23 protein-coding genes are annotated in these 24,317 nt (G+C 59.9%); 4 read left to right on the top strand and 19 right to left on the bottom strand.

Going from position 1 to position 24,317, the window contains the following annotated elements:
* Positions 1-45: 45 nt before the first annotated feature.
* The 8 genes from C6Y56_RS07955 to C6Y56_RS07920 form a co-directional block, all read right to left on the bottom strand.
* Entirely contained in the window at positions 46-2,331 is a 2,286-nt protein-coding gene (locus C6Y56_RS07955) for a chemotaxis protein CheA (protein WP_169429419.1), read from the bottom strand.
* 35 nt (positions 2,332-2,366) lie between these two features.
* Positions 2,367-3,155, bottom strand: coding sequence for a protein phosphatase CheZ (locus tag C6Y56_RS07950; protein WP_085710486.1), 789 nt, complete (start codon positions 3,153-3,155; stop codon positions 2,367-2,369).
* Between the two features lie 17 nt (positions 3,156-3,172).
* Complete coding sequence (locus C6Y56_RS07945; protein ID WP_003183998.1) at positions 3,173-3,544, bottom strand: chemotaxis response regulator CheY; 372 nt, start codon at positions 3,542-3,544, stop codon at positions 3,173-3,175.
* A 167-nt stretch (positions 3,545-3,711) separates the two neighbouring features.
* On the bottom strand, positions 3,712-4,452 hold the full coding sequence (gene fliA / locus C6Y56_RS07940; RefSeq protein WP_007951959.1) for an RNA polymerase sigma factor FliA: 741 nt from the start codon (positions 4,450-4,452) through the stop codon (positions 3,712-3,714).
* On the bottom strand, positions 4,449-5,279 hold the full coding sequence (gene fleN / locus C6Y56_RS07935; RefSeq protein WP_003222917.1) for a flagellar synthesis regulator FleN: 831 nt from the start codon (positions 5,277-5,279) through the stop codon (positions 4,449-4,451). Before fleN ends, fliA begins: the two co-directional genes overlap by 4 nt.
* Positions 5,280-5,392: 113 nt before the next feature.
* The gene (gene flhF, locus C6Y56_RS07930; RefSeq protein ID WP_169429418.1) at positions 5,393-6,733 is read right to left on the bottom strand and encodes a flagellar biosynthesis protein FlhF; all 1,341 of its coding nucleotides are present in this window, start codon (positions 6,731-6,733) and stop codon (positions 5,393-5,395) included.
* A gap of 11 nt (positions 6,734-6,744) precedes the next feature.
* Complete coding sequence (gene flhA / locus C6Y56_RS07925; RefSeq protein WP_169429417.1) at positions 6,745-8,874, bottom strand: flagellar biosynthesis protein FlhA; 2,130 nt, start codon at positions 8,872-8,874, stop codon at positions 6,745-6,747.
* Positions 8,875-9,061: 187 nt separating this feature from the next.
* Positions 9,062-9,730, bottom strand: coding sequence for a hypothetical protein (locus tag C6Y56_RS07920; protein ID WP_169429416.1), 669 nt, complete (start codon positions 9,728-9,730; stop codon positions 9,062-9,064).
* Positions 9,731-10,253: 523 nt separating this feature from the next.
* On the opposite strand from C6Y56_RS07920, the gene C6Y56_RS07915 reads away from it, so the two are divergent.
* The 4 genes from C6Y56_RS07915 (at position 10,254) to C6Y56_RS07900 (ending at position 14,905) form a co-directional block, all read left to right on the top strand.
* Positions 10,254-10,628, top strand: a complete 375-nt coding sequence (locus C6Y56_RS07915) for a DUF6124 family protein (RefSeq protein ID WP_169429415.1) — start codon at positions 10,254-10,256, stop codon at positions 10,626-10,628.
* A 21-nt stretch (positions 10,629-10,649) separates the two neighbouring features.
* The gene (locus tag C6Y56_RS07910; protein WP_169429414.1) at positions 10,650-10,946 is read left to right on the top strand and encodes a hypothetical protein; all 297 of its coding nucleotides are present in this window, start codon (positions 10,650-10,652) and stop codon (positions 10,944-10,946) included.
* Between the two features lie 74 nt (positions 10,947-11,020).
* Positions 11,021-13,969 (top strand): hypothetical protein, encoded by a 2,949-nt coding sequence (locus C6Y56_RS07905; protein ID WP_169429413.1) that lies wholly within the window; start codon positions 11,021-11,023, stop codon positions 13,967-13,969.
* 561 nt (positions 13,970-14,530) lie between these two features.
* Positions 14,531-14,905 carry a DUF6124 family protein gene (locus tag C6Y56_RS07900; protein ID WP_169429412.1) on the top strand — a complete coding sequence of 125 codons (375 nt, stop codon included), beginning with the start codon at positions 14,531-14,533 and terminating at the stop codon, positions 14,903-14,905.
* 201 nt (positions 14,906-15,106) lie between these two features.
* On the opposite strand, the gene flhB is transcribed toward C6Y56_RS07900, so the two are convergent.
* The 11 genes from flhB to C6Y56_RS07845 form a co-directional block, all read right to left on the bottom strand.
* Positions 15,107-16,246 (bottom strand): flagellar biosynthesis protein FlhB, encoded by a 1,140-nt coding sequence (flhB, locus tag C6Y56_RS07895; protein WP_169429411.1) that lies wholly within the window; start codon positions 16,244-16,246, stop codon positions 15,107-15,109.
* 3 nt (positions 16,247-16,249) lie between these two features.
* Positions 16,250-17,035, bottom strand: coding sequence for a flagellar biosynthetic protein FliR (gene fliR, locus C6Y56_RS07890; protein ID WP_114881905.1), 786 nt, complete (start codon positions 17,033-17,035; stop codon positions 16,250-16,252).
* A 3-nt stretch (positions 17,036-17,038) separates the two neighbouring features.
* Positions 17,039-17,308, bottom strand: coding sequence for a flagellar biosynthesis protein FliQ (fliQ, locus tag C6Y56_RS07885; RefSeq protein WP_085710476.1), 270 nt, complete (start codon positions 17,306-17,308; stop codon positions 17,039-17,041).
* Positions 17,305-18,063 (bottom strand): flagellar type III secretion system pore protein FliP, encoded by a 759-nt coding sequence (gene fliP / locus C6Y56_RS07880; protein ID WP_085710474.1) that lies wholly within the window; start codon positions 18,061-18,063, stop codon positions 17,305-17,307. The genes fliQ and fliP overlap by 4 nt, the downstream gene beginning before the upstream one ends.
* Positions 18,063-18,542 (bottom strand): flagellar biosynthetic protein FliO, encoded by a 480-nt coding sequence (gene fliO, locus C6Y56_RS07875; RefSeq protein WP_225739953.1) that lies wholly within the window; start codon positions 18,540-18,542, stop codon positions 18,063-18,065. Before fliO ends, fliP begins: the two co-directional genes overlap by 1 nt.
* Positions 18,543-19,001 (bottom strand): flagellar motor switch protein FliN, encoded by a 459-nt coding sequence (gene fliN, locus C6Y56_RS07870; protein ID WP_423815205.1) that lies wholly within the window; start codon positions 18,999-19,001, stop codon positions 18,543-18,545. It lies immediately after the preceding gene.
* Between the two features lie 56 nt (positions 19,002-19,057).
* Positions 19,058-20,026: a flagellar motor switch protein FliM gene (fliM, locus tag C6Y56_RS07865; protein ID WP_003222890.1), complete on the bottom strand. Its 969-nt coding sequence runs from the start codon at positions 20,024-20,026 to the stop codon at positions 19,058-19,060.
* Between the two features lie 9 nt (positions 20,027-20,035).
* Positions 20,036-20,539: a flagellar basal body-associated protein FliL gene (fliL, locus tag C6Y56_RS07860; protein WP_065260765.1), complete on the bottom strand. Its 504-nt coding sequence runs from the start codon at positions 20,537-20,539 to the stop codon at positions 20,036-20,038.
* Positions 20,540-20,751: 212 nt separating this feature from the next.
* Positions 20,752-22,125, bottom strand: a complete 1,374-nt coding sequence (locus tag C6Y56_RS07855; RefSeq protein WP_169429409.1) for a flagellar hook-length control protein FliK — start codon at positions 22,123-22,125, stop codon at positions 20,752-20,754.
* A gap of 105 nt (positions 22,126-22,230) precedes the next feature.
* Positions 22,231-22,527 carry an Hpt domain-containing protein gene (locus C6Y56_RS07850; RefSeq protein ID WP_243433359.1) on the bottom strand — a complete coding sequence of 99 codons (297 nt, stop codon included), beginning with the start codon at positions 22,525-22,527 and terminating at the stop codon, positions 22,231-22,233.
* An 81-nt stretch (positions 22,528-22,608) separates the two neighbouring features.
* Positions 22,609-24,312, bottom strand: a complete 1,704-nt coding sequence (locus C6Y56_RS07845; RefSeq protein ID WP_169429407.1) for an ATP-binding SpoIIE family protein phosphatase — start codon at positions 24,310-24,312, stop codon at positions 22,609-22,611.
* Positions 24,313-24,317 lie beyond the last annotated feature (5 nt).

Below are 24,317 nucleotides of genomic sequence, written 5' to 3'. Positions count from 1 at the left end.
ACTCCATTAGGTGCGGCGGGACGTCGTCGCCCCGCCGCCCCGGATTCAAATACGCCGTGCGGCGTAACGCTTGAGCATGCTTGGAACATCGAGAATCAGCGCAATACGGCCGTCACCGGTGATGGTGGCGCCGGACATGCCCGGGGTTCCCTGCAGCATTTTGCCCAATGGCTTGATGACCACTTCTTCCTGACCGACCAGTTGATCGACGACGAAGCCGATCCGCTGGGTGCCCACCGAAAGGATCACCACATGGCCTTCGCGCTGCTCTTCGTGAGCCGCGGAGCTGACCAGCCAGCGCTTGAGGTAGAACAATGGCAGCGCCTTGTCCCGCACGATCACCACTTCCTGGCCGTCCACGACGTTGGTGGTCGACAGGTCGAGGTGGAAGATTTCGTTGACGTTCACCAGCGGGAACGCGAACGCCTGGTTGCCAAGCATCACCATCAGGGTCGGCATGATCGCCAGCGTCAGCGGTACCTTGATGACGATTTTCGAGCCCGCGCCCTTGGTCGAGTAGATGTTGATCGAACCGTTGAGCTGGGAAATCTTGGTCTTCACCACGTCCATGCCCACACCGCGGCCAGACACATCGGAGATCTCGGTCTTGGTCGAGAAGCCCGGGGCGAAGATCAGGTTGTAGCACTCGGTGTCGCTCAGGCGATCGGCAGCATCCTTGTCCATCACACCGCGTTTCACGGCGATGGCGCGCAGGACGTTAGGGTCCATGCCTTTGCCGTCGTCGGAGATCGACAGCAGGATGTGGTCGCCTTCCTGCTCGGCCGCCAGAATCACCTTGCCGCCACGGGCCTTGCCCGACGCTTCGCGTTCTTCCGGCGACTCGATGCCGTGGTCGACCGCGTTGCGCACCAAGTGGACCAGCGGGTCGGCCAGCGCCTCGACGAGGTTCTTGTCGAGGTCGGTTTCTTCGCCCACCAGTTCCAGGTTGATCTCTTTCTTGAGCTGACGAGCCAGATCGCGAACCAGACGCGGGAAGCGGCCGAAGACTTTCTTGATCGGCTGCATCCGGGTCTTCATCACTGCGGTCTGCAAGTCGGCAGTGACCACGTCGAGGTTCGACACGGCCTTCTGCATCGACTCGTCGCCGCTGTTCAGGCCCAGGCGCACCAGACGGTTACGCACCAGCACCAGCTCGCCGACCATGTTCATGATTTCGTCGAGACGCGCGGTGTCCACGCGAACGGTGGTCTCGGCTTCGCTCGCCGGTTTTTCCGGTGGCGGTGTCGCCGGAGCACGGGCCGGAGCCGGTGCAGCAGCGGCAGCCGGTTTGGCCGGTTCGGCTTTCGGCTCAGGCGCTTTTGCGGCAGGTTTCGCCGCAGCGGCCGGGGCCTTGGCGGCAGGCGCTGCAACAGCCGAAGCATTGCCGGCAGTCACGACGGCACCGGTGGCGACGTCAGTGAACTTGCCTTTGCCATGCAGATCGTCGAGCAGCGATTCGAACTCGTGGTCGGTGATCAGATCGCTACCGGCTGCAGCCGCTGCCGGGGCAGCATTTGCATTCGCAGGGACGGACGCAATCGCCGACTCGAGCGCATCGACAGCAAAGTTGCCCTTGCCGTGCAACTGATCGAGCAAGGCTTCGAATTCGTCGTCGGTGATGTCCGAGCTGTCGCCCGCCGCCGGAGCAGCAGGTGCAGCGGCCGTCGGTGCCACGGCGTCCGCCGCGAACTGGCCCTTGCCATGCAACTGGTCGAGCAGCGACTCGAACTCGGCATCGGTGATTTCATCGCTGGCCGCTTCATCGGAAGCAGGCGCAGCGGCAGCCGCCGGAGCTTCGGCTTCGGCCTTGACGGCGTTCAGCGAGTCCAGCAACTGTTCAAATTCGTTATCGGTGATGTCGCTGGAGTCCCCGGCCTCGTTCTCAACGACCAGTTCTTCGATCATCTCGGCAACGGGCGAAGCCGGGGCTTCATCCGCCGATTGCGGCTCGGCCAGACGCGCCAGGGCGGCCAGCAGTTGCGGGGTGGCGGCGGTGATCGGACTGCGATCGCGGACTTCGCTGAACATGCTGTTCACCGCGTCCAACGCTTCGAGCACCACGTCCATCAGTTCTGCATCGACGCGTCGTTCACCCTTGCGCAGGATGTCGAACACGTTTTCGGCGATGTGACAGCACTCCACCAGCTCGTTGAGCTGAAGGAAGCCGGCGCCCCCTTTTACAGTGTGGAAACCGCGAAAAATTGCGTTGAGCAGATCTGCGTCATCCGGGCGGCTTTCCAGCTCGACCAGTTGTTCGGACAGTTGCTCAAGAATCTCGCCGGCCTCAACCAGGAAATCCTGAAGGATCTCTTCATCGGCGCCGAAGCTCATTAATGGGGTGCTCCTACAGGTCTAAAAACCTAAACTCAAAATCCAAGGCTGGATAGCAAATCGTCCACATCGTCCTGACCGGACACAACGTCTTCTCGTTTATCGGCATGAATCTGCGGACCTTCACCCTGCGAGAGATGTTTTTGTGGATCTTTTTCAGCAAGCATCGCCGCACGGTCATGTTCGATGCCCGCAAAGCGGTCCACCTGGCTGGCCATGAGCACGAGCTTGAGCAGGTTGCTTTCGACTTCGGTGACCAACTGGGTCACGCGCTTGATCACTTGACCTGTGAGGTCCTGGTAATCCTGGGCCAGCAGAATGTCGTTGAGGTTGCTCGACACCGCGCGATTGTCCGCGCTGCTGCGTGACAGAAAACCGTCGACCCGGCGCGCCAGTTCGCGGAACTCTTCAGCCCCGACCTCACGACGCATGAAGCGGCCCCAGTCAGCACTCAACGCCTGGGCTTCGTCAGCCAGACCATTGACCACAGGGGTCGCGCTTTCCACCAGATCCATGGTGCGGTTGGCCGCGGCTTCGGTCAGCTTGACCACATAGCCCAGACGCTCGGTCGCATCAGTGATCTGCGACACTTCCTCGGCCTGCGGCATGTGCGGATCGATCTGGAAGTTGACGATCGCACTGTGCAGTTCACGCGTGAGCTTGCCCACTTCCTGGTACAGGCCACGGTCACGGGTCTGATTGAGCTCATGGATCAGTTGCACAGCGTCGCCGAACCTGCCCTTTTCAAGGCTTTCGACCAGTTCGACCGCGTGTTTTTTCAGGGTCGACTCAAAGTCGCCCTGTGAAGATTCTTTATGCTCCATAGCTCCCCCGCGCGTCATCAGCCGATGCGTTCGAAAATCTTCTCGATTTTTTCTTTCAGCGCCTGAGCCGTGAAAGGTTTGACCACGTAGCCGTTAACGCCGGCCTGGGCCGCTTCGATGATCTGCTCGCGCTTGGCTTCAGCGGTCACCATCAGCACTGGCAGGTGCTTGAGTTTTTCGTCGGCGCGCACGTGACGCAGCAGGTCGATACCGGTCATGCCGGGCATGTTCCAGTCGGTCACCAGAAAGTCGATGCTGCCGCTGTTGAGCACCGGAATGGCGGTGGTGCCATCGTCGGCTTCAACGGTGTTGGTGAACCCGAGGTCACGCAACAGGTTCTTGATGATCCGCCGCATCGTTGAGAAGTCATCAACGATGAGGATTTTCATGTCTTTGTTCAATTCGACCTCCAAGCAGTCTTAAACGCGCCCAGCACCTGGACGCGCCATTTCAATCAATCCGGCAAAGCACTCGACGACTGTCTGGAGCACAACAGAGCAAGACCGGTGCCGTTCACCACCGCACCAGCCTCGTTCGCAGTGTCCCCACACTGCCTTCAGCGCGCTCGCCACTCTCCCAAACGCCCCCGCAAACGGGCCGCGCACTGGCTGTGTAACTGGCTGACCCGCGATTCACTGACGCCAAGGACTTCACCGATTTCCTTGAGGTTCAGTTCTTCGTCGTAGTACAGCGCCAACACCAGTCGCTCACGCTCCGGCAAATTGGCAATCGCGTCCGCCAGCGCCGCCTGGAAGCGCTCGTCTTCCAGGTCACGCGACGGCTCAAGATGAGCACTGGCGCCATCCTCGTGCAGCCCTTCATGTTCGCCGTCCTGCAACAGGTCGTCGAAACTGAACAGTCGGCTGCCCAGGGTGTCATTCAAAATCCCGTAGTAATCGTCGAGACTCAATTGGAGTTCGGCCGCAACCTCGTGATCTTTAGCGTCACGTCCGGTTTTAGCTTCAATCGAGCGAATCGCATCGCTGACCATTCGGGTGTTGCGGTGAACCGAGCGCGGTGCCCAGTCCCCCTTGCGCACTTCATCGAGCATCGCGCCACGGATCCGGATGCCCGCGTACGTTTCGAAACTGGCGCCCTTGCTGGCGTCGTATTTGGTCGAGACTTCGAGCAGGCCGATCATCCCGGCCTGAATCAGGTCCTCGACCTGCACACTGGCCGGCAATCGCGCCAGCAAGTGGTAGGCAATGCGTTTGACCAGCGGCGCGTAACGCTCGATCAGCTCGTACTGCGCGTCACGCGCCGACTTCTTGTAAAGATTCATACCGCTGGCGGTCATAGCACAGGTCCTGCCGTTTGCTGCACGAGGCGCTCGACGAAAAATTCGAGGTGGCCGCGCGGGTTGGCGGGCAGCGGCCAGGTATCGACCTTTTGCGCGATCGCCTTGAATGCCAGTGCGCACTTGGAACGCGGGAAGGCTTCATAGACCGCACGCTGCTTCTGCACCGCCTTGCGCACGCTCTCGTCGTAAGGCACCGCACCGACGTATTGTAAGGCGACGTCGAGGAAGCGATCCGTGACCTTGGTCAACTTGGCAAACAGATTGCGACCTTCCTGCGGGCTCTGGGCCATGTTGGCCAGGACGCGGAAGCGGTTCATGCCGTAATCGCGGTTGAGCAGCTTGATCAGCGCGTAGGCGTCGGTGATCGAGGTCGGCTCGTCGCAGACCACCAGCAACACTTCCTGGGCTGCGCGAACAAAACTGACTACCGAGTCACCAATACCCGCAGCGGTGTCGATCACCAGCACGTCGAGATTGTCGCCGATGTCGCTGAACGCCTGAATCAGACCGGCATGCTGGGCCGGGCTCAGGTGAACCATGCTCTGGGTGCCGGACGCGGCCGGCACGATGCGGATCCCGCCGGGGCCTTGCAACAGCACGTCGCGCAGCTCGCAGCGGCCCTCGATCACATCGGCCAGGGTACGTTTGGGGGTGAGGCCCAGCAGAACGTCGACGTTCGCCAGCCCCAGGTCGGCGTCCAGCAGCATGACCCGACGGCCAAGCTCTGCCAGCGCCAGGGACAAGTTCACTGACACGTTAGTCTTGCCGACGCCACCTTTGCCGCCGGTCACCGCGATCACCTGTACGGGATGCATGCTGCCCATGTTATTTCTTTACCTTGTCTTGCATAGACGGAGGCCACATTACTGGCTGCGCGTTCACAACCGGAACAATGCATGGCAGACCATCGATGTAGGTACAAAAACGGTTCATTACCTCAGCCAACCTGCTTGGTCGGACTGTGGTAGATATCAGCGAACATGTCAGCCATGGCTTCTTCGCTGGGTTCTTCCTGCATTTGCACGCTGACGGCGCGGCTGACCAATTGATGACGGCGCGGCAGATGCAGATCATCCGGAATCCGCGGGCCGTCGGTCAGGTAGGCGACCGGCAGTTCATGACTGATCGCCAGGCTCAGCACTTCGCCAAGGCTGGCCGTCTCATCCAGTTTAGTCAGGATGCACCCGGCCAGCCCGCAACGCTTGTAACTGTGATAAGCGGCGGTTAGAACCTGTTTCTGGCTGGTGGTTGCCAGCACCAGATAATTTTTCGACCGAATGCCACGACCGGCCAGGCTTTCCAGCTGCATGCGCAGGGCCGGATCGCTGGCCTGCAGGCCGGCGGTATCGATCAGCACCACGCGCTTGCGCAGCAGTGGATCCAGCGCCTGCACCAGGGACTGGCCCGGATCGACGTGGGTCACCGACACATTGAGGATCCGGCCCAGGGTTTTCAACTGTTCCTGAGCACCAATGCGGAAACTGTCCATGCTCACCAGCGCGATGTTCTGCGCGCCGTACTTGAGCACGTAGCGGGCAGCGAGTTTGGCCAGAGTAGTGGTCTTGCCCATGCCGGCCGGGCCGACCATGGCAATGATCCCGCCCTCTTCCAGCGGCTCGACTTCCGGTACGGCAATCATTCGTGCCAGGTGCGCCAGCAGCATGCGCCAGGCCTGACGAGGTTCGTCGATCTCGGTGATCATCGACAGCAGATCACGGGACAACGGGCCCGACAAACCGATGCGCTGCAGACGACGATACAGATTCGCCTGAGCCGGGCGGCTGCCTTGCAGCTGATTCCAGGCCAGGGTGCCGAGCTGTACTTCCATCAGCTCGCGCAGGCTGTTGAGTTCGAAACGCATCGAATCCAGCGCACGCGGATCGACACCAGCGGCCGCCGGCGCAGGTGCCGGGGCTGGACGGGCCGGAGCAGCATACGTCGGTTCTGTCAGAGGCTCGGCTGCGGTCAGCGGCAGGCCGGCGGTCAATGGCAGCCCGGCGAACAGCTGGAGATTGGTGTTGCCGTCGGCTTCACCACGCAGGCTCAGTTCGGCCTGGGCGGTGACGATACGCGACTGGGTCTTGCGCAACTCGTCCTCGAGTTCCATGTTCGGAACACGCGGGGCCAGCGCCGACAGTTTGTAATCCAGCGCCGCCGTCAGCTCGACACCGCCGGCAATGCGGCGGTTGCCAATGATGGCGGCATCAGCGCCCAGCTCATCACGAACCAGCTTCATGGCCTGACGCATATCGGCGGCGAAAAAACGCTTAACTTGCATAAACCACTACCTCAGCCGTTGGGCCCTACTGTCGCAACGATGGTCACTTGCTTGTTGTCCGGAATTTCCTGGTAGGCCAGCACATGCAGTCCAGGAACTGCCAGGCGGCCGAAGCGCGAGAGCATCGCGCGAACCGGGCCTGCTACCAACAGGATCACCGGTTGTCCTTGCATTTCCTGACGCTGCGCCGCTTCGATCAGCGAACGCTGCAGTTTCTCGGCCATGCTCGGCTCCAGCAGAACGCCCTCTTCCGAGCCTTGTCCTGCCTTCTGCAGACTGTTGAGCAATATTTGTTCCAACCTTGGTTCCAAGGTGATCACAGGCAGCTCGGAGTCAGTGCCTACAATGCTTTGGACGATGGCGCGGGATACGCCAACGCGCACGGCAGCCACCAACGCGGCGGTATCTTGACTCTTGGCGGCGTTGTTGGCGATGGCTTCGGCAATGCTGCGGATGTCGCGCACCGGCACGTGTTCGGCCAACAGCGCCTGCAAAACTTTGAGCAACTGCGACAACGTGACCACACCCGGCACCAGCTCTTCAGCCAGTTTTGGCGAGCTCTTGGCCAGCAATTGCATGAGTTGCTGCACTTCTTCGTGGCCGATCAGCTCGCTGGAGTGCTTGTACAGAATCTGGTTCAAGTGGGTGGCGACCACGGTGCTGGCGTCCACCACGGTGTAACCGAGCGATTGCGCCTGGGCGCGCTGGCTGACTTCGATCCACACCGCCTCCAGGCCAAAAGCCGGATCTTTGGCGGTGATGCCGTTGAGCGTGCCGTAGACCTGCCCCGGGTTGATCGCCAGTTCGCGATCCGGATAGATCTCGGCTTCGGCCAGGATCACCCCCATCAGGGTCAGGCGATAGGCGCTCGGCGCCAGGTCGAGGTTGTCGCGGATGTGTACGGTCGGCATCAGGAAGCCAAGGTCCTGGGAGAGCTTCTTGCGCACGCCCTTGATTCGCGCCAGCAACTGGCCGCCCTGGTTGCGGTCCACCAGCGGAATCAGGCGATAGCCGACTTCCAGGCCGATCATGTCGATGGGCGTCACGTCGTCCCAGCCCAGCTCCTTGGTTTCCATGGCACGGGCCGGCGACGGCAGCAGTTCCTGCTGACGCTTGACCTCTTCCAGCGCCTGCACCTTGGCCACGTTCTGCTTTTTCCAGAACAGATAAGCACCACCGGCGGCCAGCGCGGCCATGGTCAGGAACGAGAAGTGCGGCATGCCCGGCACCAGCCCCATGACCGCCATCAGACCGGCGGCCACCGCCAGCGCCTTGGGCGAGGCGAACATCTGGCGATTGATCTGTTTGCCCATGTCTTCCGAGCCGGAAGCACGGGTCACCATGATCGCTGCCGCTGTCGATAACAACAGTGATGGCAATTGCGCCACTAAACCGTCACCGATGGTCAGCAAGGCGTACACCTTGCCGGCGTCAGCGAAGGACATGTTGTGCTGGAAGATACCGACGGCCATGCCGCCGATCAGGTTGATGAACAGAATCAGCAGGCCGGCAATGGCGTCACCGCGAACGAACTTGCTGGCACCGTCCATCGAACCGTAGAACTCAGCCTCTTGGGCGACTTCGGAACGACGGGCCTTGGCCTGGTTCTGGTCGATCAGACCGGCGTTGAGGTCGGCGTCGATCGCCATTTGCTTGCCGGGCATCGCATCGAGGGTGAAACGCGCGCTCACCTCGGAGATCCGCCCGGCACCCTTGGTCACTACGACGAAGTTGATGATCATCAGGATCGCGAAGACCACGATACCGACCACGTAGTTGCCGCCGATCACCACCTCACCGAAGGCCTGGATCACCTTGCCGGCAGCGGCGTGGCCGTCCTGACCATGGAGCATCACCACCCGCGTCGACGCCACGTTCAGCGCCAGTCGCAACAGCGTCGCCACCAGCAGGATCGTCGGAAACACCGCAAAATCCAGCGGCCGCAAGGCGTACACGCAGACCAGCAGCACGACGATCGACAGGGCAATATTGAAGGTGAAGAACACGTCGAGCAGGAACGGCGGCACCGGCAACATCATCATCGCCAGCATGACCAGCAGCAACAGCGGCACACCCAGATTGCCCCGACTGAGATCGGCAATGTTCGAGCGAGCACTGTTGATTAACTGAGAGCGATCCACCGGTTTTCCCCGTTCCTTTAAAGCAAACTTTTGACGCCCGAAGCAGGCGCACGGCGGCTACTGCAAGAAGCCTTCCAACTTTTGCCAAGGCTTGAAACAGAGGGGTGATGAATGCACAAAGGGGCGGCACGCACGTCGTGCGCCCGCCCCCTGTTCAGCGATGTTCAGTGAGATGAAACCCCGACAGTCAACTGGCTACCAGAATGTGCGCTGGTGTGATCGGACCGAAAGAGAGGGCTGCATTATCCAGATAGCGCGTGCCCCTGAACACGCTGTGCCCATCGACATCGACAACGTCCTCCTCCGTAGACATCAGTACCACCATGGTGACAGGCGCGACATCAGTGGACTTCGCATGCCCCTCCATCAGATTAAATGCCCATTCGAAACGGATGAATGGCAGGTCGCTGATTTCGATCGGAGGAGCCCCCGCATCCAGCCGAAAGTACTGCCGCGACGTGATGCGCAATTGGTTGCCGACCAACGTGAATGAGGGTTTTCCATATCGTTGTTCTACTGGCCCGCCATCCCTCGCCCACTGGTCCATGTAATAACCACGGTCGGTGAATAGAGCGAACAACGACGGGTTATTGCTGATATTACCGGCCGCGCCAAAGAAGTAGTTGTAGGAGTAGTGATACGCAAACCCGGCCAGTTCAGGCCGGATCGCATTGATGGGGTTATCCAGATAATTCGGAATGTACTGATTGGCCATGACCAGAAAATTGAGAAAGTCCAACTTCAGGTCGCACGTCACCTCATAGACGATGGCCCGCTCGCCTGCGTCCCTTTCCAGCTTCCCTGAAACGAACTCCATCTCCATGCCCGGCAGTTTTCGGTAAACGCGCCCTGTCATGTTCTATCCCCTACTTCAAGTGAATGAGTTATCAACCACTGCGTTCGCAGAGTGCGAATAGGCAACGGCGTGAATTCAGGATTTATAAGGCGCCCGGGAACAACACGCGTCTACTGTCAGAACTAACAGGTCGCGGGACGTTTCAGACCGACGGCACCCATTGTCTTTTAAACTCCCGTGTTTAAAAGACACCTTCAGACACGCCTTCGAGGCTACGAATTCTTGCGCCATTGCCTACAGCTACGCCAGAATCCGCCGGCTTGTGCGCCTTGGGGTCGGGTTCTATTGTGGATCGGTCGCTGACGAATCAGCGATCGGGTTTAGCGACTCGAATCATAAATAGGTGCACCAGCGCTCCATGCCTTGTCGCAGACTCAATGTCTGCAACTCCGCTATGGTGGCTGTATGCGGGAGACCCTCGGGTCTGCCGGGTGCCTATAACCGGTTCGCTAACCCGCGTACAGCCGCCACCTTTCTGTTTAGCGACAGTTTCGTGCGGCTCCACTCTTATAGGAGCTTCACCATGATCAAACCAACACCCAACCCACCCGAAACCAACCCCGCCTCGCCCTACGAACCCCTCGATTCCAGAAAGCTTCACGAAGCCGCCGACCGCGCGCTCGATCACTATCTCTGCCCGCCCGGCGCCACTGCACCGCCGCGCAAAACCCGTCGAATGTTTGCCGTCACCGCAGACTTCAAAAACGAAGAGCTGCTGGTCGAGATCTGCGAAACCCTCGCTTCAGCCAGAACCATCGCCAATGACTTCGCCCACCTCATGCCCGCCTCGCAACGCAGGACGCTGATGGGGATCGGGCAATTGATCATGCTTGGGGAACTGGCAGCGAATCGGGTGCTGAATAATCTGGAACTACCGCCGTCGCAGACCTCCGTGTAAAGGCTTGAGAAATGCGTCGTGGTGGCTGACGCCTTCGCGGGCAAGCCCGCTCCCACATTTGGAATGCATTTCCCTGTGGGAGCGGCGGTGCGACGATTCGACTTGCCCGCGAAGGCGGCCTCACAAGCAACACAGGTCATCAGGCGTAAAAAAACCGCCACCGGATTCAACCGGATGGCGGTTTTTTTCATCACCAAAAAATCAGGAATCGCGCCGCAGATCCGGCGGAATCGGCAGGTCGTCCTTGAGCGGTTCCAGCCCGCGGAAGCGCCTGCACAAGTGCGTTCTTCATTAATGACCACTCGTCGCCACCTGTAAGATCTAACAGGTGCGCAAATCTCTCGCTGCGAGCTAAATCACTCCATGCCCACACATCGTTCGGAGTCCGTAGCATGAATGGTCAGAAACTGCCTGTTCCCCCCCTGGCCCTGAAGTCACTGTATTTTCCGTCCCAGGTTACCCTCAACCCCGCCGAACACTATGACGCAGGCATTCCCATCAGAGCCGTGGAAGGCGGTCTGCAAGGCATCATCCCCGCCTGGTTGATCATGTCCATTGGCGATCTGGTCGAGGTGTTCTGGGGCAATGACAGCGCAGCGATCTGGAGCAAAGAACTCTTAAACGCCGACGAGCTCGACAAAGATGTGGCATTCAGCATTGCCAAGGGCCAAGTACATGAGGGGGATGCCACACCCGTGTTCTACCGGGTTACACGCAAGAACCAGACCCCGGAGGACTCGACGCCCTTCCAGACTTTACTGGTCAAACTCTCGCGACCCGGCGAGTACGATGACGATCCGGGCGAGGACGGCCACTCCGATCTCAAGTTCACCCTCTCTCATAAGGAGGTCGATGAAAACCTGCCGCCCGAGGGGGTGACGATGCGTATCGTGCCCTACCGCAACCTCACCCGATACGACCGCATTCTCGCCCGCTGGGGCAGCCAGCAACGGGTGCATGTCGTTACGCCGGAACAGGCCCAGGACCCGATCAAAAACCCGATCGAGGTCGTTTTCAGCCGCGCCCTCATCGACGCCGCCGGGGACGGCGATCGTGTCGCGGTGGCTTATCAGCCCATTGATCGCTGCGGTAACTACCCGGACGAACGCGCGCCGTGGTCGGCGACGCATCACGTGTTGGTGGACCTGGGGGGCAATCGGCTGGATGCACCGCAGGTGCTGGTCAACGGCCAGCCGACCGATCGGGTGGACCTCGACACACTGGGTGACGACGATGTCATCGTTCGCGTGTACACGCCGACGAAGGACTTTGCCGTTTACGACGAAGTGCTCCTGACCTGGACCGGCACCCCCGCGCAAGGCTCGCAAATCATCGTCGGGCCGTTATCGATGCGAGTGGAGTTCGTGCCCTTTCATCTCGACTTCACGATCCCCAACGCCGCCGTCAAAGCCATCGCCAAAGGCGCAGCCTCGGTCGGCTATGTGCGCCGTCGCAGCGATGAAAGCGACCGCCGCTCAAAAAATGCCAGCGTCACCGTGATTGGCGACATCAGCCAGTTAGTCGCCCCTACCGTCGTCGAGGCAACGGGCGGAACGTTGCCATCCGAAACGAAGTGGGCGACCGTGCAGATCCCTTGGTATCCCGGTCGCAACAGCAGCCACCTGATCAACCTGATCTGGTCGGCCCAGAAGCCCGGCGGTGACAAGGTTTACTACGAGGATCCCCGCACGGTCGGCGACGTAGCGGACAATCAACCCGTCCTGCGCAGCGTGAGCAATGCCGAAATCCAGCGCTTCAACGGCCTGAACGTCACGGTCTATTACGTCGTCACCGACAGCGAAACGGGGCTGTTGAGCGTTCGCGAGTCGCTGCCGTTCAGGATGCAGGTCGGCGTGGCCTTGCCGACGTTCAAGCGACCGGAAGTCGAGGGCACAGGTGCCAACGACGTGCTCGATCCGGAAAACGTGCCACCGACCGGTGCCGTGCTGGTGGCGCCGCACCTCGACACCCGCGACAAAGATCGCGTGAACTACCGTTGGCGCGGCTCCGCCAGCGGTGGCAGCACCAATGGTCATGTCGATCTGATCCCTGCCACCGCTGGCCGGCCTGTGCGCATTACCGTGGATAAAAAATATGTGACCGCCAACCTGAACGGTACGGTGGTTGCCGATTACAACATTCAGCGGGCGGGCGAGACGCTGGGGCATTCTCATGAATTGACGTTGCGCATCGGGACAGCGCTGGAGGATCTACTGCCACCGTTTCTTGTAGCACCGGCAGAAGATCCTATTGATGTTTTGGCCTATCCGGAAGGAATTACGGTGCGCATCGAATTCCTTGAAGCACTGAGCGGCGATCGGGCACGGCTGGTGGAAGTCAATCCACCAGCGGGGTCGCCGCAGTTTCCTTTGGTGGAGTTCAACAGCAACAAGCGAGTGAACACCGTATTGAGCCCTGCATTTCTTGCCGCGCGGCATGGTCAAACGATCCAACTGCGCTGGAATTTGAATCGCAACAACGCCCAGTTCGGCAAATCGCCGATTCTGCCTTTGAACGTGTTGAAGATTGCAGATGAAGATGCACGGTTACCCTCGCCGAAAATTCCACAAGCACCGGATGACAAAGTGCTGAATTTGAATTCTTTTGACGGAAATGCTCAGGTTACCGTGCTGCCATGGACAGGTATCAGCACTGAAAACATTGTGCAACTAAAAATCTCTGGAAAAGACAACAACAACAGCGACCAGACATTACCAATACTAACCAACCACAAGATAACAGCAACAGAAGTGAGTTCCGGAATAAAAGAAACACTAACCAGAGAGCAATTATTAACTCTGAAACATGATACTGAATTCAATGTATCTCTTGAAGTATTGCCAGGCACCACCAACAATTTGGCACCCATTGCTTTCCCGACCTTGACTTTAAACTTATTGAAAAACCCTTTAGTGACCTTAGAGGGTTTCGAGACAGGCATAGTGGGTGAAAAGCCCGTTGGCACAGTCATGGACTTCCCCAGCATGACCGTTACGGTAGTAGCAGCACGCGTAGCTATCGGTGCCAACGGCAGTTCTTATGCCCCCCCTATAACAGAAAAGTTTTTATACATTAGCCCCGGCGCAACTCTAAGATTCACACTAAAACAACCAGCAAAAAGCATTAGATTCGGAATTGCCGACGGCTCTAGAATCCCATCACCATACAAATGCTACGATGAAAACCTACAACTAATTAAAGCCGGGTCCACCCCATCATATGGTGAACAGAAGCAAGTATGGGTTGACATAACAGAAACACCAAACAGAAAAATTAAATTTATAGACATAACTGATGGAGGAGGCGACTCATACCTAGATAACTTCTCAATCGTCCATTGAGCGCTTTTTACTTTATCAAGTCCTGAAATAGGTCTACACCTGTTTCACCGCCAGTGCCCGATGCATCGCATCGGGCGTTTCGCAAAAAAGGGACGTATTTATTAACCTGCTAGCTCGCTCCCGCAGAGAAATGCATTCCAAATGTGGGAGCGACGATGCGACTTGCTCGCGAAGAGACCCGAGAAATCAGCACAAAGTGCCTTTTAAACTCAGCCGTTTAAAAGACACTTTCAGTCACGCCTTACAGGCTACGAATCCTTGCGCCATTGCCTACAGCTACGCCAGAATCCGCTGGCTTGTGCGCCTTGGGGGCGGGTTCTATTGTGGATCGGTCGCTGACGAATCAGCGATCGGGTTTAGCGACTCGAACTTTCTCAGCGCATCAGCGTTCATGGCTTCGTTGTGGGACTCTTCGTCCGCAATAACGTTATGGTGGCTGTATGCGGGAGACCTTTGGGTCTGCCGGGGTGCCTGAGACCGGTTCGCTAACCTGCGTACAGCTGCCACCTTCACTTGTTTAGCGACAGGCGAAAGTGGCTCCATAACCTCAGGAGCTTCACCATGATCAAACCAACACCCAATCCGCCCGAAACCGACCCCGCCTCGCCCTACGAATCCCTCGACTCCAGAAAGCTTCACGAAGCCGCCGATCGCGCGCTCGATCACTATCTCTGCCCGCCCGGCTCCACTGCACCGCCGCGCAAAACCCGTCGAATGTTTGCCGTCACCGCAGACTTCAAAAACGAAGAGCTGCTGGTCGAACTCTGCGAAACCCTCGCTTCAGCCAGAACCATCGCCAATGACTTTGCTCACCTCATGCCCGCCTCGCAGCGCAGGACGCTGATGGGGATCGGGCAACTGATCATGCTCGGGGAGCTGGCAGCGAATCGGGTGCTGAATAATCTGGAACTACCGCCGTCGCAGACCTCTGTGTAAAGGCTTGAGAAATGCGTCGTGGTGGCTGACGCCTTCGCGGGCAAGCCCGCTCCCACATTTGGAATGCATTTCCCTGTGGGAGCGGCGGTGCGACGATTCGACTTGCCCGCGAAGGCGGCCTCACAAGCAACACAGGTCATCAGGCGTAAAAAAACCGCCACCGGGTTCAACCGGAAGGCGGTTTTTTTCATCACCAAAAAATCAGGAATCGCGCCGCAGATCCGGCGGAATCGGCAGGTCGTCCTTGAGCGGTTCCGGGAACTTGCCCTTGCCTGCGCGGTGCTGGCGGATCTGGTAGACGTAGGCCAGAACCTGAGCGACCGCCAGGTACAGACCGCCGGGAATCTCTTCTTCCAGCTCGGTGGAGTAATAGATCGAACGCGCCAGGGCTGGCGATTCGAGCAGCATGACTTCGTTGGCCACGGCGATCTCGCGGATCTTCAGCGCCAGGAAGTCGCTGCCCTTGGCCAGCAACACCGGCGCCCCACCCTTCTCCGAATCGTACTTGAGGGCCACGGCGTAGTGCGTCGGGTTGGTGATGACCACATCGGCATCCGGGATCGCCGCCATCATCCGCCGCTGCGACATCTCGCGCTGCACCTGACGGATCCGCTGCTTGACCTCCGGCCGGCCTTCCTGATCCTTGTGCTCGTCGCGCACTTCCTGCTTGGTCATCTTGAGCTTCTTGATGCTCTCCCAGATCTGCACCGGGACGTCGACTGCCGCGATAATGATCAACCCGCACGCCATCCACAGGGTGCTCCAGCCGACCACTTGCAGGCTGTGGATGATGGCCCGGTCCATCGGCTCATGGGCGATGCGCAACAGGTCGTCGACATCCCCGGACAGCACCACCAGCGCCACGGCCAGAATGATCAGAAACTTGGCCAATGCCTTGAGCAGTTCGACCACCGACTTCATGGAGAACATGCGCTTGAACCCCGAAGCGGGGTTCATCCGACTGAACTTGGGTGCCAGAGAGCCCGCGGCGAACAGCCAGCCGCCGAGCGCGATCGGCCCGAGAAACGCAGCCAGCAGCAAAGTGATCATGATCGGCTGGATCGCCACCAGCGCTGTCAGCCCGGAGCTCATCAGGAACTTGCCCATGGCCCCCTGATCCATGATCACTTCTCGCGACAGCGTGAAGTTCATGCGCATCAGTTCCATCAGGTCCTGCGCCAGCATGCCGCCAAACACCAGCAGCGCACCGGAACCGGCGAGCATGATGGCCAGGGTGTTGAGCTCCTTGGAGCGCGCAATCTCGCCCTTTTCCCGGGAGTCCTTCTTGCGCTTCTCCGTGGGGTCTTCTGTTTTATCCTGACCGCTCTCGCTCTCTGCCATGACTCAGCGCGCCTGTGCCAGTTCGCGTAGCAGCTGCAAGGCTTCGACGGCCAGCGGCTGATACTGATTGAGAATGTCTGCCAGACCGACCCAGACGATGAACAGACCGAGCACGAGGGTCAGCGGAAAACCGATCGAGAAGATGTTCAGTTGCGGCGCCGCACGGGTCATCACACCGAACGCAATGTTGACCACCAGCAGCGCAGTGACCGCTGGCAGCACCAGCATCAATGCCGCGCCCAGCACCCAGCCGAGCTTGCCGGCCAGTTCCCAGTAATGCGCGGTCATCAGGCCTGCACCCACCGGCAGCGTGGTGAAGCTTTCCGTCAGCACCTCGAAGACGACGAGGTGACCGTTCATGCCGAGAAACAGCAACGTCACCAGCATGGTGAAGAACTGCCCGATCACCGCCACCGACACGCCGTTGGTAGGGTCGATCATCGAGGCGAAGCCCATGCCCATCTGGATCGCAACGATCTGCCCCGCGATCACGAAAGCCTGGAAGAACAGTTGCAAGGAGAACCCGAGCACTGCCCCGACCAGGATCTGCTCGGCGATCAACAGCAAGCCACTGAGATCCAGCGGACTCACCGCAGGCATCGGCGGCAGGTTCGGCGAGATCACCACAGTGATCGCCAGTGCGAGGTACAGGCGGATGCGTTTGGGAACCAGCGTGGTGCCGAAGACCGGCATCACCATCAGCATCGAGCCGATGCGAAACAGCGGCAGCATGAACGTCGCCACCCAGGTGCTGATCTGGGTGTCGGTCAACTGAAGCAGCGATTGCATGACCTAGCCGATGACCAGCGGAATGTTTTTGTACAGCTGGATGATGTATTCCATGAAGGTCTGGATGATCCACGGACCGCCGACGATCAGGGTCACCAGCATCACCAGCAGACGCGGCAGAAAGCTCAGGGTCTGTTCGTTGATCTGCGTCGCGGCCTGGAACATCGACACCAGCAGGCCCACCAGCAGACTCGGAACCACCAGGATCGCGACCATCATCGTGGTCAGCCACAGCGCTTCACGAAAGATATCGACCGCAACTTCCGGCGTCATGGCGAAACACCTCCGAAGCTACTGGCCAGGGTGCCGATGATCAGCGCCCAGCCATCCACCAGCACGAACAGCATGATTTTGAACGGCAGGGAAATGATCAGCGGCGACAGCATCATCATACCCATCGCCATCAGCACACTGGCCACCACCAGGTCGATGATCAGGAACGGAATGAAGATCATGAAGCCGATCTGGAACGCGGTTTTCAATTCGGACGTCACAAACGCCGGCACCAGAATGGTCAGCGGCGCCTGATCCGGCGTCGCGATATCGGTGCGTTTGGACAGACGCATGAACAGCTCGAGATCGCTGGAACGGGTCTGCGCGAGCATGAAGTCCTTGATCGGCACCTGGGCCTTTTCCACCGCTTGCTGGGCGGTGAGTTTCTCCGCCAGGTACGGCTGCAAGGCATCGTTGTTCACCCGGTCGAACACCGGCGCCATGATGAACAGGGTCAGGAACAGCGCCATGCCGGTGAGAATCTGGTTCGACGGCGTCTGTTGCAGGCCGAGGGCCTGACGCAGGATCGAGAAGACAATGATAATCCGGGTGAAGCTGGTCATCAGAATGACGGCAGCCGGGATGAAACTCAGCGCCGTCATGATCAGCAGGATCTGCAGGCTGACCGAATACTCCTGCGCCCCGTTGGCATTGGTGCCCAGGGTGACCGCCGGGATCGACAACGGATCGGCGGCGAACGCCAGTGGCGCGGCCAACATCAAGGCCAGGGTCAAGACGATGCGCAACGCACCCATTACTTCTTATCCTTCTGATCCTTGCCGAGGATCTTCAACAGATGCTGGGCAAATTCCGGAGTCGCTTTTTCGGAGGTGGCCGGGACGTCCACCGGCTCCTTGAGCACATGCAGCGCGGTGATGGTGCCGGGGCTCAGGCCAAGCAGAATCTGCTCGTTGCCGACCTGCACCAGCATCAGACGGTCACGCGGGCCGAGCGCTCGGGAACCGATCAGCTCGATCACCTGCCCCTTGCCCGCCGGTCCCGCGTTCTGCACCCGGCGCAGCAGCCAGGCGAGGAAGAAGATCAGCCCCAGCACCAGCAACAGGCCGAATACCAACTGCGTCAATTGCCCGGCGACACCACTGCTGACTGCCGGAGCAATCGCGGGCGCCGCGGGAGACGCCGCAGCAGCGGTCGCGGCCGCAGGCTCTGCAGCCATGACAGTCAATGGCAGTGCCAGCACCGCGGCCAGCAAGGAACCCAGAACCTTTTTCACTCAGCGCAGCTTCTTGATGCGTTCGCTTGGGCTGATCACGTCGGTCAGGCGGATGCCGAACTTTTCGTTGACCACGACCACTTCGCCGTGAGCGATGAGGGTGCCATTGACCAGCACATCCAGTGGCTCACCGGCCAGGCGATCAAGCTCGATCACCGAACCCTGGTTGAGTTGCAGCAGGTTGCGGATGTTGATGTCGGTGCTGCCCACTTCCATGGAGATGGAAACCGGGATGTCGAGAATCACATCCAGGTTTGGACCATCCAGACTGACCGGCTCGTTGCTCTTCGGCACGCTGCCGAACTCTTCCATCGGCAGACGGTTGGAGCTCGAAGTGCCAGCGTCGGCGGCCAGCAGTGCGTCGATGTCGGCCTGGCTGCCATCACCGGTCTCTTCCAGGGCCGCAGCCCATTCGTCGGCCAGTGCCTGATCGTCCTGGGCGTTCATTTCGTCGTTCATCATTTGTCCTCGGCGGGCAACAATTCAGTTAAAGGCGTAAGGGGTGTTGCGTCGCCTCAGCGACGCTCGATCGGCTCGATCACCTGCAACGCGAGGTTGCCTTTGTGCGAGCCCATCTTGACCTTGAAGGCCGGCACGCCGTTGGCGCGCATGATCATGTCTTCCGGCATCTCGACCGGGATCACGTCACCCGGCTGCATGTGCAGGATGTCGCGCAGTTTCAACTGGCGGCGAGCCACGGTGGCGCCAATCGGCACGTCGACATCGAGCACGTCCTGACGCAGGGCGTTGACCCAGCGCTCGTCCTGGTCGTCGAGGTCCGACTGGAAACCGGCGTCGAGCATTTCGCGCACCGGCTCGATCATCGAGTACGGCATGGTCACGTGCAGGTCGCCGCCACCGCCATCGAGTTCGATGTGGAACGTGGAGACCACGATCGCTTCGCTCGGGCCGACGATGTTGGCCATGGCCGGGTTCACTTCCGAGTTGATGTACTCGAAATTGACTTCCATGATCGCCTGCCAGGCTTCCTTCAGATCGACGAACGCCTGTTCCAGCACCATGCGCACCACACGCAGTTCGGTCGGGGTGAATTCACGCCCTTCGATCTTGGCGTGACGGCCGTCGCCGCCGAAGAAGTTGTCCACCAGCTTGAACACCAGTTTGGCGTCGAGGATGAACAGCGCGGTGCCGCGCAGGGGTTTGATCTTGACCAGGTTGAGGCTGGTCGGCACGTACAGCGAGTGCACGTATTCGCCGAACTTCATCACCTGCACGCCACCGACGGCAACGTCCGCCGAGCGGCGCAGCATGTTGAACATGCTGATGCGGGTATAGCGGGCAAAACGCTCGTTGATCATCTCCAGAGTCGGCATGCGTCCACGGACGATGCGATCCTGGCTGGTCAGGTCGTAGCTTTTGACACTGCCGGGTTCGGCAGCGTTATCGGTCTGTACCAGACCATCGTCGACGCCATGCAACAGCGCGTCGATTTCATCCTGGGACAGCAGATCCTGCACGGCCATGTCGTGTTCCTACTGCAGTACGAAATTAGTGAAAAGCAACTGTTCGATCACCACTTTGCCCAGCTCTTTCTGCGCCACTTCCTGGACGCTGGCCGTGGCCTTCTGGCGCAACATCTCCTGACCGACCGGCGTCGCCAGTGTGGCGAAGTCCTGACCGGAAAAGAGCATCACCAGGTTGTTGCGGATCACCGGCATGTGCACTTTGAGCGCGTCCAGATCAGCCTGATTGCGCGCCAGCATGGTGATACTCACCTGCATGTAGCGCTGACGGCCGTTCTGGTTGTAATTGGCCACGAAGGCCGGCGCCATCGGCTCGAAAATCGCCGGCTGCTTGCCAACCGGAGCGGTTTCCACTGCAGCCGCAGGTTTGCTCTGGGCGCTGTGCATGAAGAACCAGGTCGCCCCTACAGACGCGCCGATGGCCAGCAGCAACCCGAGAACGATCGCAATGATCATCTTGAGTTTGCCTTTGGTTGCGGGGTCTTTTACTGCTGCTGCTTCGCTCTTCGCCATGCCAATAATCCGTCACTAATCGGGTTTTCACAGTCGCACGGCAAGGCAAGAGCAAGTGTTATGCCAGAAGTGTCGGAGGGAGAAATCGGGCGCACCGCAAAGCAATGTGGGAGCCAGCCTGCTGGCGATAGCGGCCTGGCAGTCAACCCTGTGTTGACTATCAGACCCTCATCGCCAGCAGGCTGGCTCCCACAGTTTTTTTCAGCGCTGAATCAGGCGTAGTAGTCGACGGCGCTGCTGCCGATCACGCTGGTGGTTTGAGCGGCGGCTTCAGCCACGGCCGCCGGCGTCAACTCTTCTTCGGCCGAATCCAGGCGACCGCCGGCGGCGCTGGTGCGACCAGCCTGCCCCTGCTGCGCCTGTTCCTGGCCTTGCCCCTGCCAGCCACGGTTCTGGTCGGCAACGTTGACATCGACCTGCCCCATGCCCTGCTGCGTGAACATGTCACGCAGACGATGCATCTGGCCGTCGAGCGCTTCGCGAACGCTCGGGTGTGCGCTCATGAATGTCACCTGGGTCTGCTGGTCCGGCACCATGTTCACCCGGATATCCAGACGACCCAGCTCGGCCGGCTGCAACTGAATATCGGCAGCCTTCAGGTTGTTGCTCGACAGGTACATGACGCGGTTGACCACTTCTTCGGTCCAGCCATTCTGATGCATGGCGATCGGCTGGTTCACCGGCACCGCGTTGGCGGTTTTCGGCGTGGCCGCCTGAGTCAGTGCCGCCAGACGGTTGGCGAAATCATCGACGCGGGTATCGCTGGTGGCGGACTTCAAGTCCTTCAGACCATCGTCGATCAGGCCAGCGAAGGATTTTTCGCCCCCTTGGCTGGTGCTGTCCTTGTCAGCCTGCACATCCAGCATGCTGGCCATGCCGGCGGCAAACGTCTGCGCCGAGGTCAGCTCGCCATCAGCCTGGGCTTGCGCAGGCGTCGCCTTGGGCTGCGACTGGCTGGAAGCGGAAATGTGACCACTCTGCTCCATCGCCATGCGCAGCACCGGCAGCGCATCGAGCGGATCGGCCTCGGGATCGAAATCACTGTCGGCGACAGGCGTCGCCGTGGCAGCCGCCGGCAGCGCAGCCACCGCCGGCGCCTGGGTCTCAGGCTTCGCTGGCGTTTCAACGACAGGTGCCGCCACGACCGGCGGCGTGACAACCGGCTGCACGACTTGCATCAGCGCCGGATCCAGTGCCGGATCCACAACAGGCGCAGTGTCGGCGACCGGCGTGGCCGGGGTGTCGGATGCATCGTCGCTGGCAACCTTGTCGTCGTCCGAGGGGGTCGACGACGTTTTGTCGGCGGGCAAGGCTTTGCCGCTATCGGCAACCGTCGATGCAGCAGCGGCAGACTGATCCTTGCCGGCGTCCGCCTTGCCCACGCTGCCCGAGTCCTTGTCGCGTGCGGGTGCCACCGAGTTATCGGTGGCAGCGCAAGGCTTGTTCTGCCCCTGATCGGCAAATACTTGAGCGAAGCTGGAGGCCTTGTCCCCGGGCACTGCGGCCACCGCTGACGACTTGGCAGAGGCGGCTTGCGCCTTGGCCTGGGCGGCAGTCTGAAGAAGAATGTTAGGGGTTGCAGGCATGGCACGGTCTCCGCTGCACTGGGATCAAAGGTACAGTTGAACGAGATGACTGCAAGTGCCGGGCCAGTTTCGTCCGGCATCGGACAAAAGCGCCGGACGGCTGACTCAATGGGCAGGTGAGCGCTGTCGCTCGGCCTCATAGACGGGGCGCACATGCGCGAATTCGTCGTGGATTTCGGCCACCAGCTTGATGATTTCGGAGGGGCTCCTGTCCTTGGCGTGCTGTTCCAGCTCCTGGCAAAGCTCGGCCAGGCGGGTCGCCCCCATATTGCTGCTACTGCCTTTGAAACTGTGGGCGACAGACGACAAGGCGTCGGCATCGGCGTTTTTTTGCAATTCACACAGGCGCGCTTCGGAATCTGCCAGGAACGTATCCAGCAATTCCGGATAGCCATCCTCCATGACTTCTTGCAACGCGCTCAGCACGTCGCGATCTACACAGGCATCAGTCACTTGTTCACTCCTTGATCAAGAATGCGCGGATTATGCCAGAGCCTCCCAGAAAAACTCCACGCGAGCACTGCGACCATCGTCGGACCAGCTCGGGTTTCTGCTCAATTGCCGGATCAGGCTGACGCCACGCCCCGACAGACGGACATCGTCCAGCGGACGCTCCATCACCCGCGCCACGTCAAAACCCTTGCCGCTGTCTTCGACACGCACCACCAGACAACCACCTTCACCTTGCGGACGAACCTGCAGATGCACACGCACATAGCCGTCCTGCAGGGCATCCAGACGCTTGTTGCGCTGTTCATAGTAACGCGCAAAACCCGAGGCATCGCGCTTGAGACTGGAGTCCAGCCCCAACACCCCATGCTCCAGCGCATTGGAGTAAAGCTCGGCCAGTACACTGTACAACGCTCCGCTCTGGGTGCGCAGACCGTGCACCTCCAGCAGCAATTGCAACAGGTAGGGCAACGGGTTGAAGCGTTTGAGCGTAGCGCCGCGAAATTCAAAACTCACCGACCAGTCCAGCGGACAGGACTGGCCGCTGTCGGAATACACCGGAGCCGGCGCATTGACCTGCACCATGTCCAGCAGGCTGACCTCGACCATGCTCACATCGTCCCGTGCTTCGCCGCGAAAATCCTGCAACGCCTGCTCGATTTCGGCGAACAGGCGATCCGGCTGCCGGTTACCGGCAAACACCTGCTGCAAGCGCTCGACGCCGAACAACTGATCATTGGCATCGCAGGTATCGATCACGCCGTCGGACAGCAGAAAAACGCGATCCCCCACCGCCATCGAGAACACCTCGGTGCGATCATCGAAGGCCTGAGGACTGAGCACTCCCAGCGGCAGATGCCGTGCCGCAAGGGGTACCCGCTCCCCGGTGGCGATGCGATGAAGGTAACCGTCGGGCATGCCGCCGTTCCAGATTTCCACGCTGCGTCGTTGAAAACTCAGACAGAGCAGCGTGGCGCAGCAGAACATGTCCACCGGCAGGATGCGCTTGAGCTTGGCATTCATTTCACGCAGGGTTTCGGCCAGACCGTAGCCCTTGGCGGTCATGCCGTAGAACACTTCTGCCAGAGGCATGGCCCCCACCGCCGCAGGCAAACCGTGACCGGTGAAGTCACCCAGCAACACATGCATGTCGCCGGCAGGTGTATAGGCCGCCAGCAACAGATCACCATTGAATAGCGCATAGGGTGATTGCAGGTACCGGATGTTCGGCGCACTCAGGCAACCGGAGTGCGCGACTTTGTCGAACACGGCCTTGGCGACCCGTTGCTCGTTGAGCAGGTAGTCGTGATGCCGGGCAATCAGGTCGCGCTGCTGAAGGACCGTAGCCTGCAGACGCCGCAAGCGGTCCATCGCCTTGATTTTGGCGGACAGGATCACCTGGTTGTAAGGCTTCGCCAGAAAATCGTCACCCCCCGCCTCCAGGCATCTAGCGAGGGCTTCGCTTTCGGTCAGCGACGTGAGGAATATGATCGGCACCAGGTTTTCACCCGCCAGCACCTTGATTTGCCGCGCGGCCTCGAAACCATCCATGACCGGCATCATCGCGTCCATCAGCACCAGATGGGGCTGCTGGCTGGAAAACACCTCAACGGCTTCGGCACCGTTAGCGGCCGTGAGCACGGCATGCCCCTGACGACGGACGATGGTCGACAACAGCAACCGGTCGGCGGCGCTGTCCTCGGCGATGAGGATCGTCAGCGGCTCTTGCGGCTGCATGGCCG

Source organism: Pseudomonas fluorescens, from assembly GCF_012974785.1.
GTDB classification, from domain to species: Bacteria; Pseudomonadota; Gammaproteobacteria; order Pseudomonadales; family Pseudomonadaceae; genus Aquipseudomonas; species Aquipseudomonas fluorescens_BT.
This window is presented reverse-complemented; position numbering and strand designations above follow the sequence as displayed.

What these genes read in the sequence shown, in the direction of transcription:
- C6Y56_RS07955 (WP_169429419.1), bottom strand. Translation starts at nt 2,331, where the DNA reads ATGAGCTTCGGCGCCGATGAAGAGATCCTTCAGGATTTCCTGGTTGAG.
- C6Y56_RS07950 (WP_085710486.1), bottom strand. Translation starts at nt 3,155, where the DNA reads ATGGAGCATAAAGAATCTTCACAGGGCGACTTTGAGTCGACCCTGAAA.
- C6Y56_RS07945 (WP_003183998.1), bottom strand. Translation starts at nt 3,544, where the DNA reads ATGAAAATCCTCATCGTTGATGACTTCTCAACGATGCGGCGGATCATC.
- fliA (WP_007951959.1), bottom strand. Translation starts at nt 4,452, where the DNA reads ATGACCGCCAGCGGTATGAATCTTTACAAGAAGTCGGCGCGTGACGCG.
- fleN (WP_003222917.1), bottom strand. Translation starts at nt 5,279, where the DNA reads ATGGGCAGCATGCATCCCGTACAGGTGATCGCGGTGACCGGCGGCAAA.
- flhF (WP_169429418.1), bottom strand. Translation starts at nt 6,733, where the DNA reads ATGCAAGTTAAGCGTTTTTTCGCCGCCGATATGCGTCAGGCCATGAAG.
- C6Y56_RS07920 (WP_169429416.1), bottom strand. Translation starts at nt 9,730, where the DNA reads ATGACAGGGCGCGTTTACCGAAAACTGCCGGGCATGGAGATGGAGTTC.
- C6Y56_RS07915 (WP_169429415.1), top strand. Translation starts at nt 10,254, where the DNA reads ATGATCAAACCAACACCCAACCCACCCGAAACCAACCCCGCCTCGCCC.
- C6Y56_RS07905 (WP_169429413.1), top strand. Translation starts at nt 11,021, where the DNA reads ATGAATGGTCAGAAACTGCCTGTTCCCCCCCTGGCCCTGAAGTCACTG.
- C6Y56_RS07900 (WP_169429412.1), top strand. Translation starts at nt 14,531, where the DNA reads ATGATCAAACCAACACCCAATCCGCCCGAAACCGACCCCGCCTCGCCC.
- flhB (WP_169429411.1), bottom strand. Translation starts at nt 16,246, where the DNA reads ATGGCAGAGAGCGAGAGCGGTCAGGATAAAACAGAAGACCCCACGGAG.
- fliR (WP_114881905.1), bottom strand. Translation starts at nt 17,035, where the DNA reads ATGCAATCGCTGCTTCAGTTGACCGACACCCAGATCAGCACCTGGGTG.
- fliQ (WP_085710476.1), bottom strand. Translation starts at nt 17,308, where the DNA reads ATGACGCCGGAAGTTGCGGTCGATATCTTTCGTGAAGCGCTGTGGCTG.
- fliP (WP_085710474.1), bottom strand. Translation starts at nt 18,063, where the DNA reads ATGGGTGCGTTGCGCATCGTCTTGACCCTGGCCTTGATGTTGGCCGCG.
- fliN (WP_423815205.1), bottom strand. Translation starts at nt 19,001, where the DNA reads ATGAACGACGAAATGAACGCCCAGGACGATCAGGCACTGGCCGACGAA.
- fliM (WP_003222890.1), bottom strand. Translation starts at nt 20,026, where the DNA reads ATGGCCGTGCAGGATCTGCTGTCCCAGGATGAAATCGACGCGCTGTTG.
- fliL (WP_065260765.1), bottom strand. Translation starts at nt 20,539, where the DNA reads ATGGCGAAGAGCGAAGCAGCAGCAGTAAAAGACCCCGCAACCAAAGGC.
- C6Y56_RS07855 (WP_169429409.1), bottom strand. Translation starts at nt 22,125, where the DNA reads ATGCCTGCAACCCCTAACATTCTTCTTCAGACTGCCGCCCAGGCCAAG.
- C6Y56_RS07850 (WP_243433359.1), bottom strand. Translation starts at nt 22,527, where the DNA reads ATGGAGGATGGCTATCCGGAATTGCTGGATACGTTCCTGGCAGATTCC.
- C6Y56_RS07845 (WP_169429407.1), bottom strand. Translation starts at nt 24,312, where the DNA reads ATGCAGCCGCAAGAGCCGCTGACGATCCTCATCGCCGAGGACAGCGCC.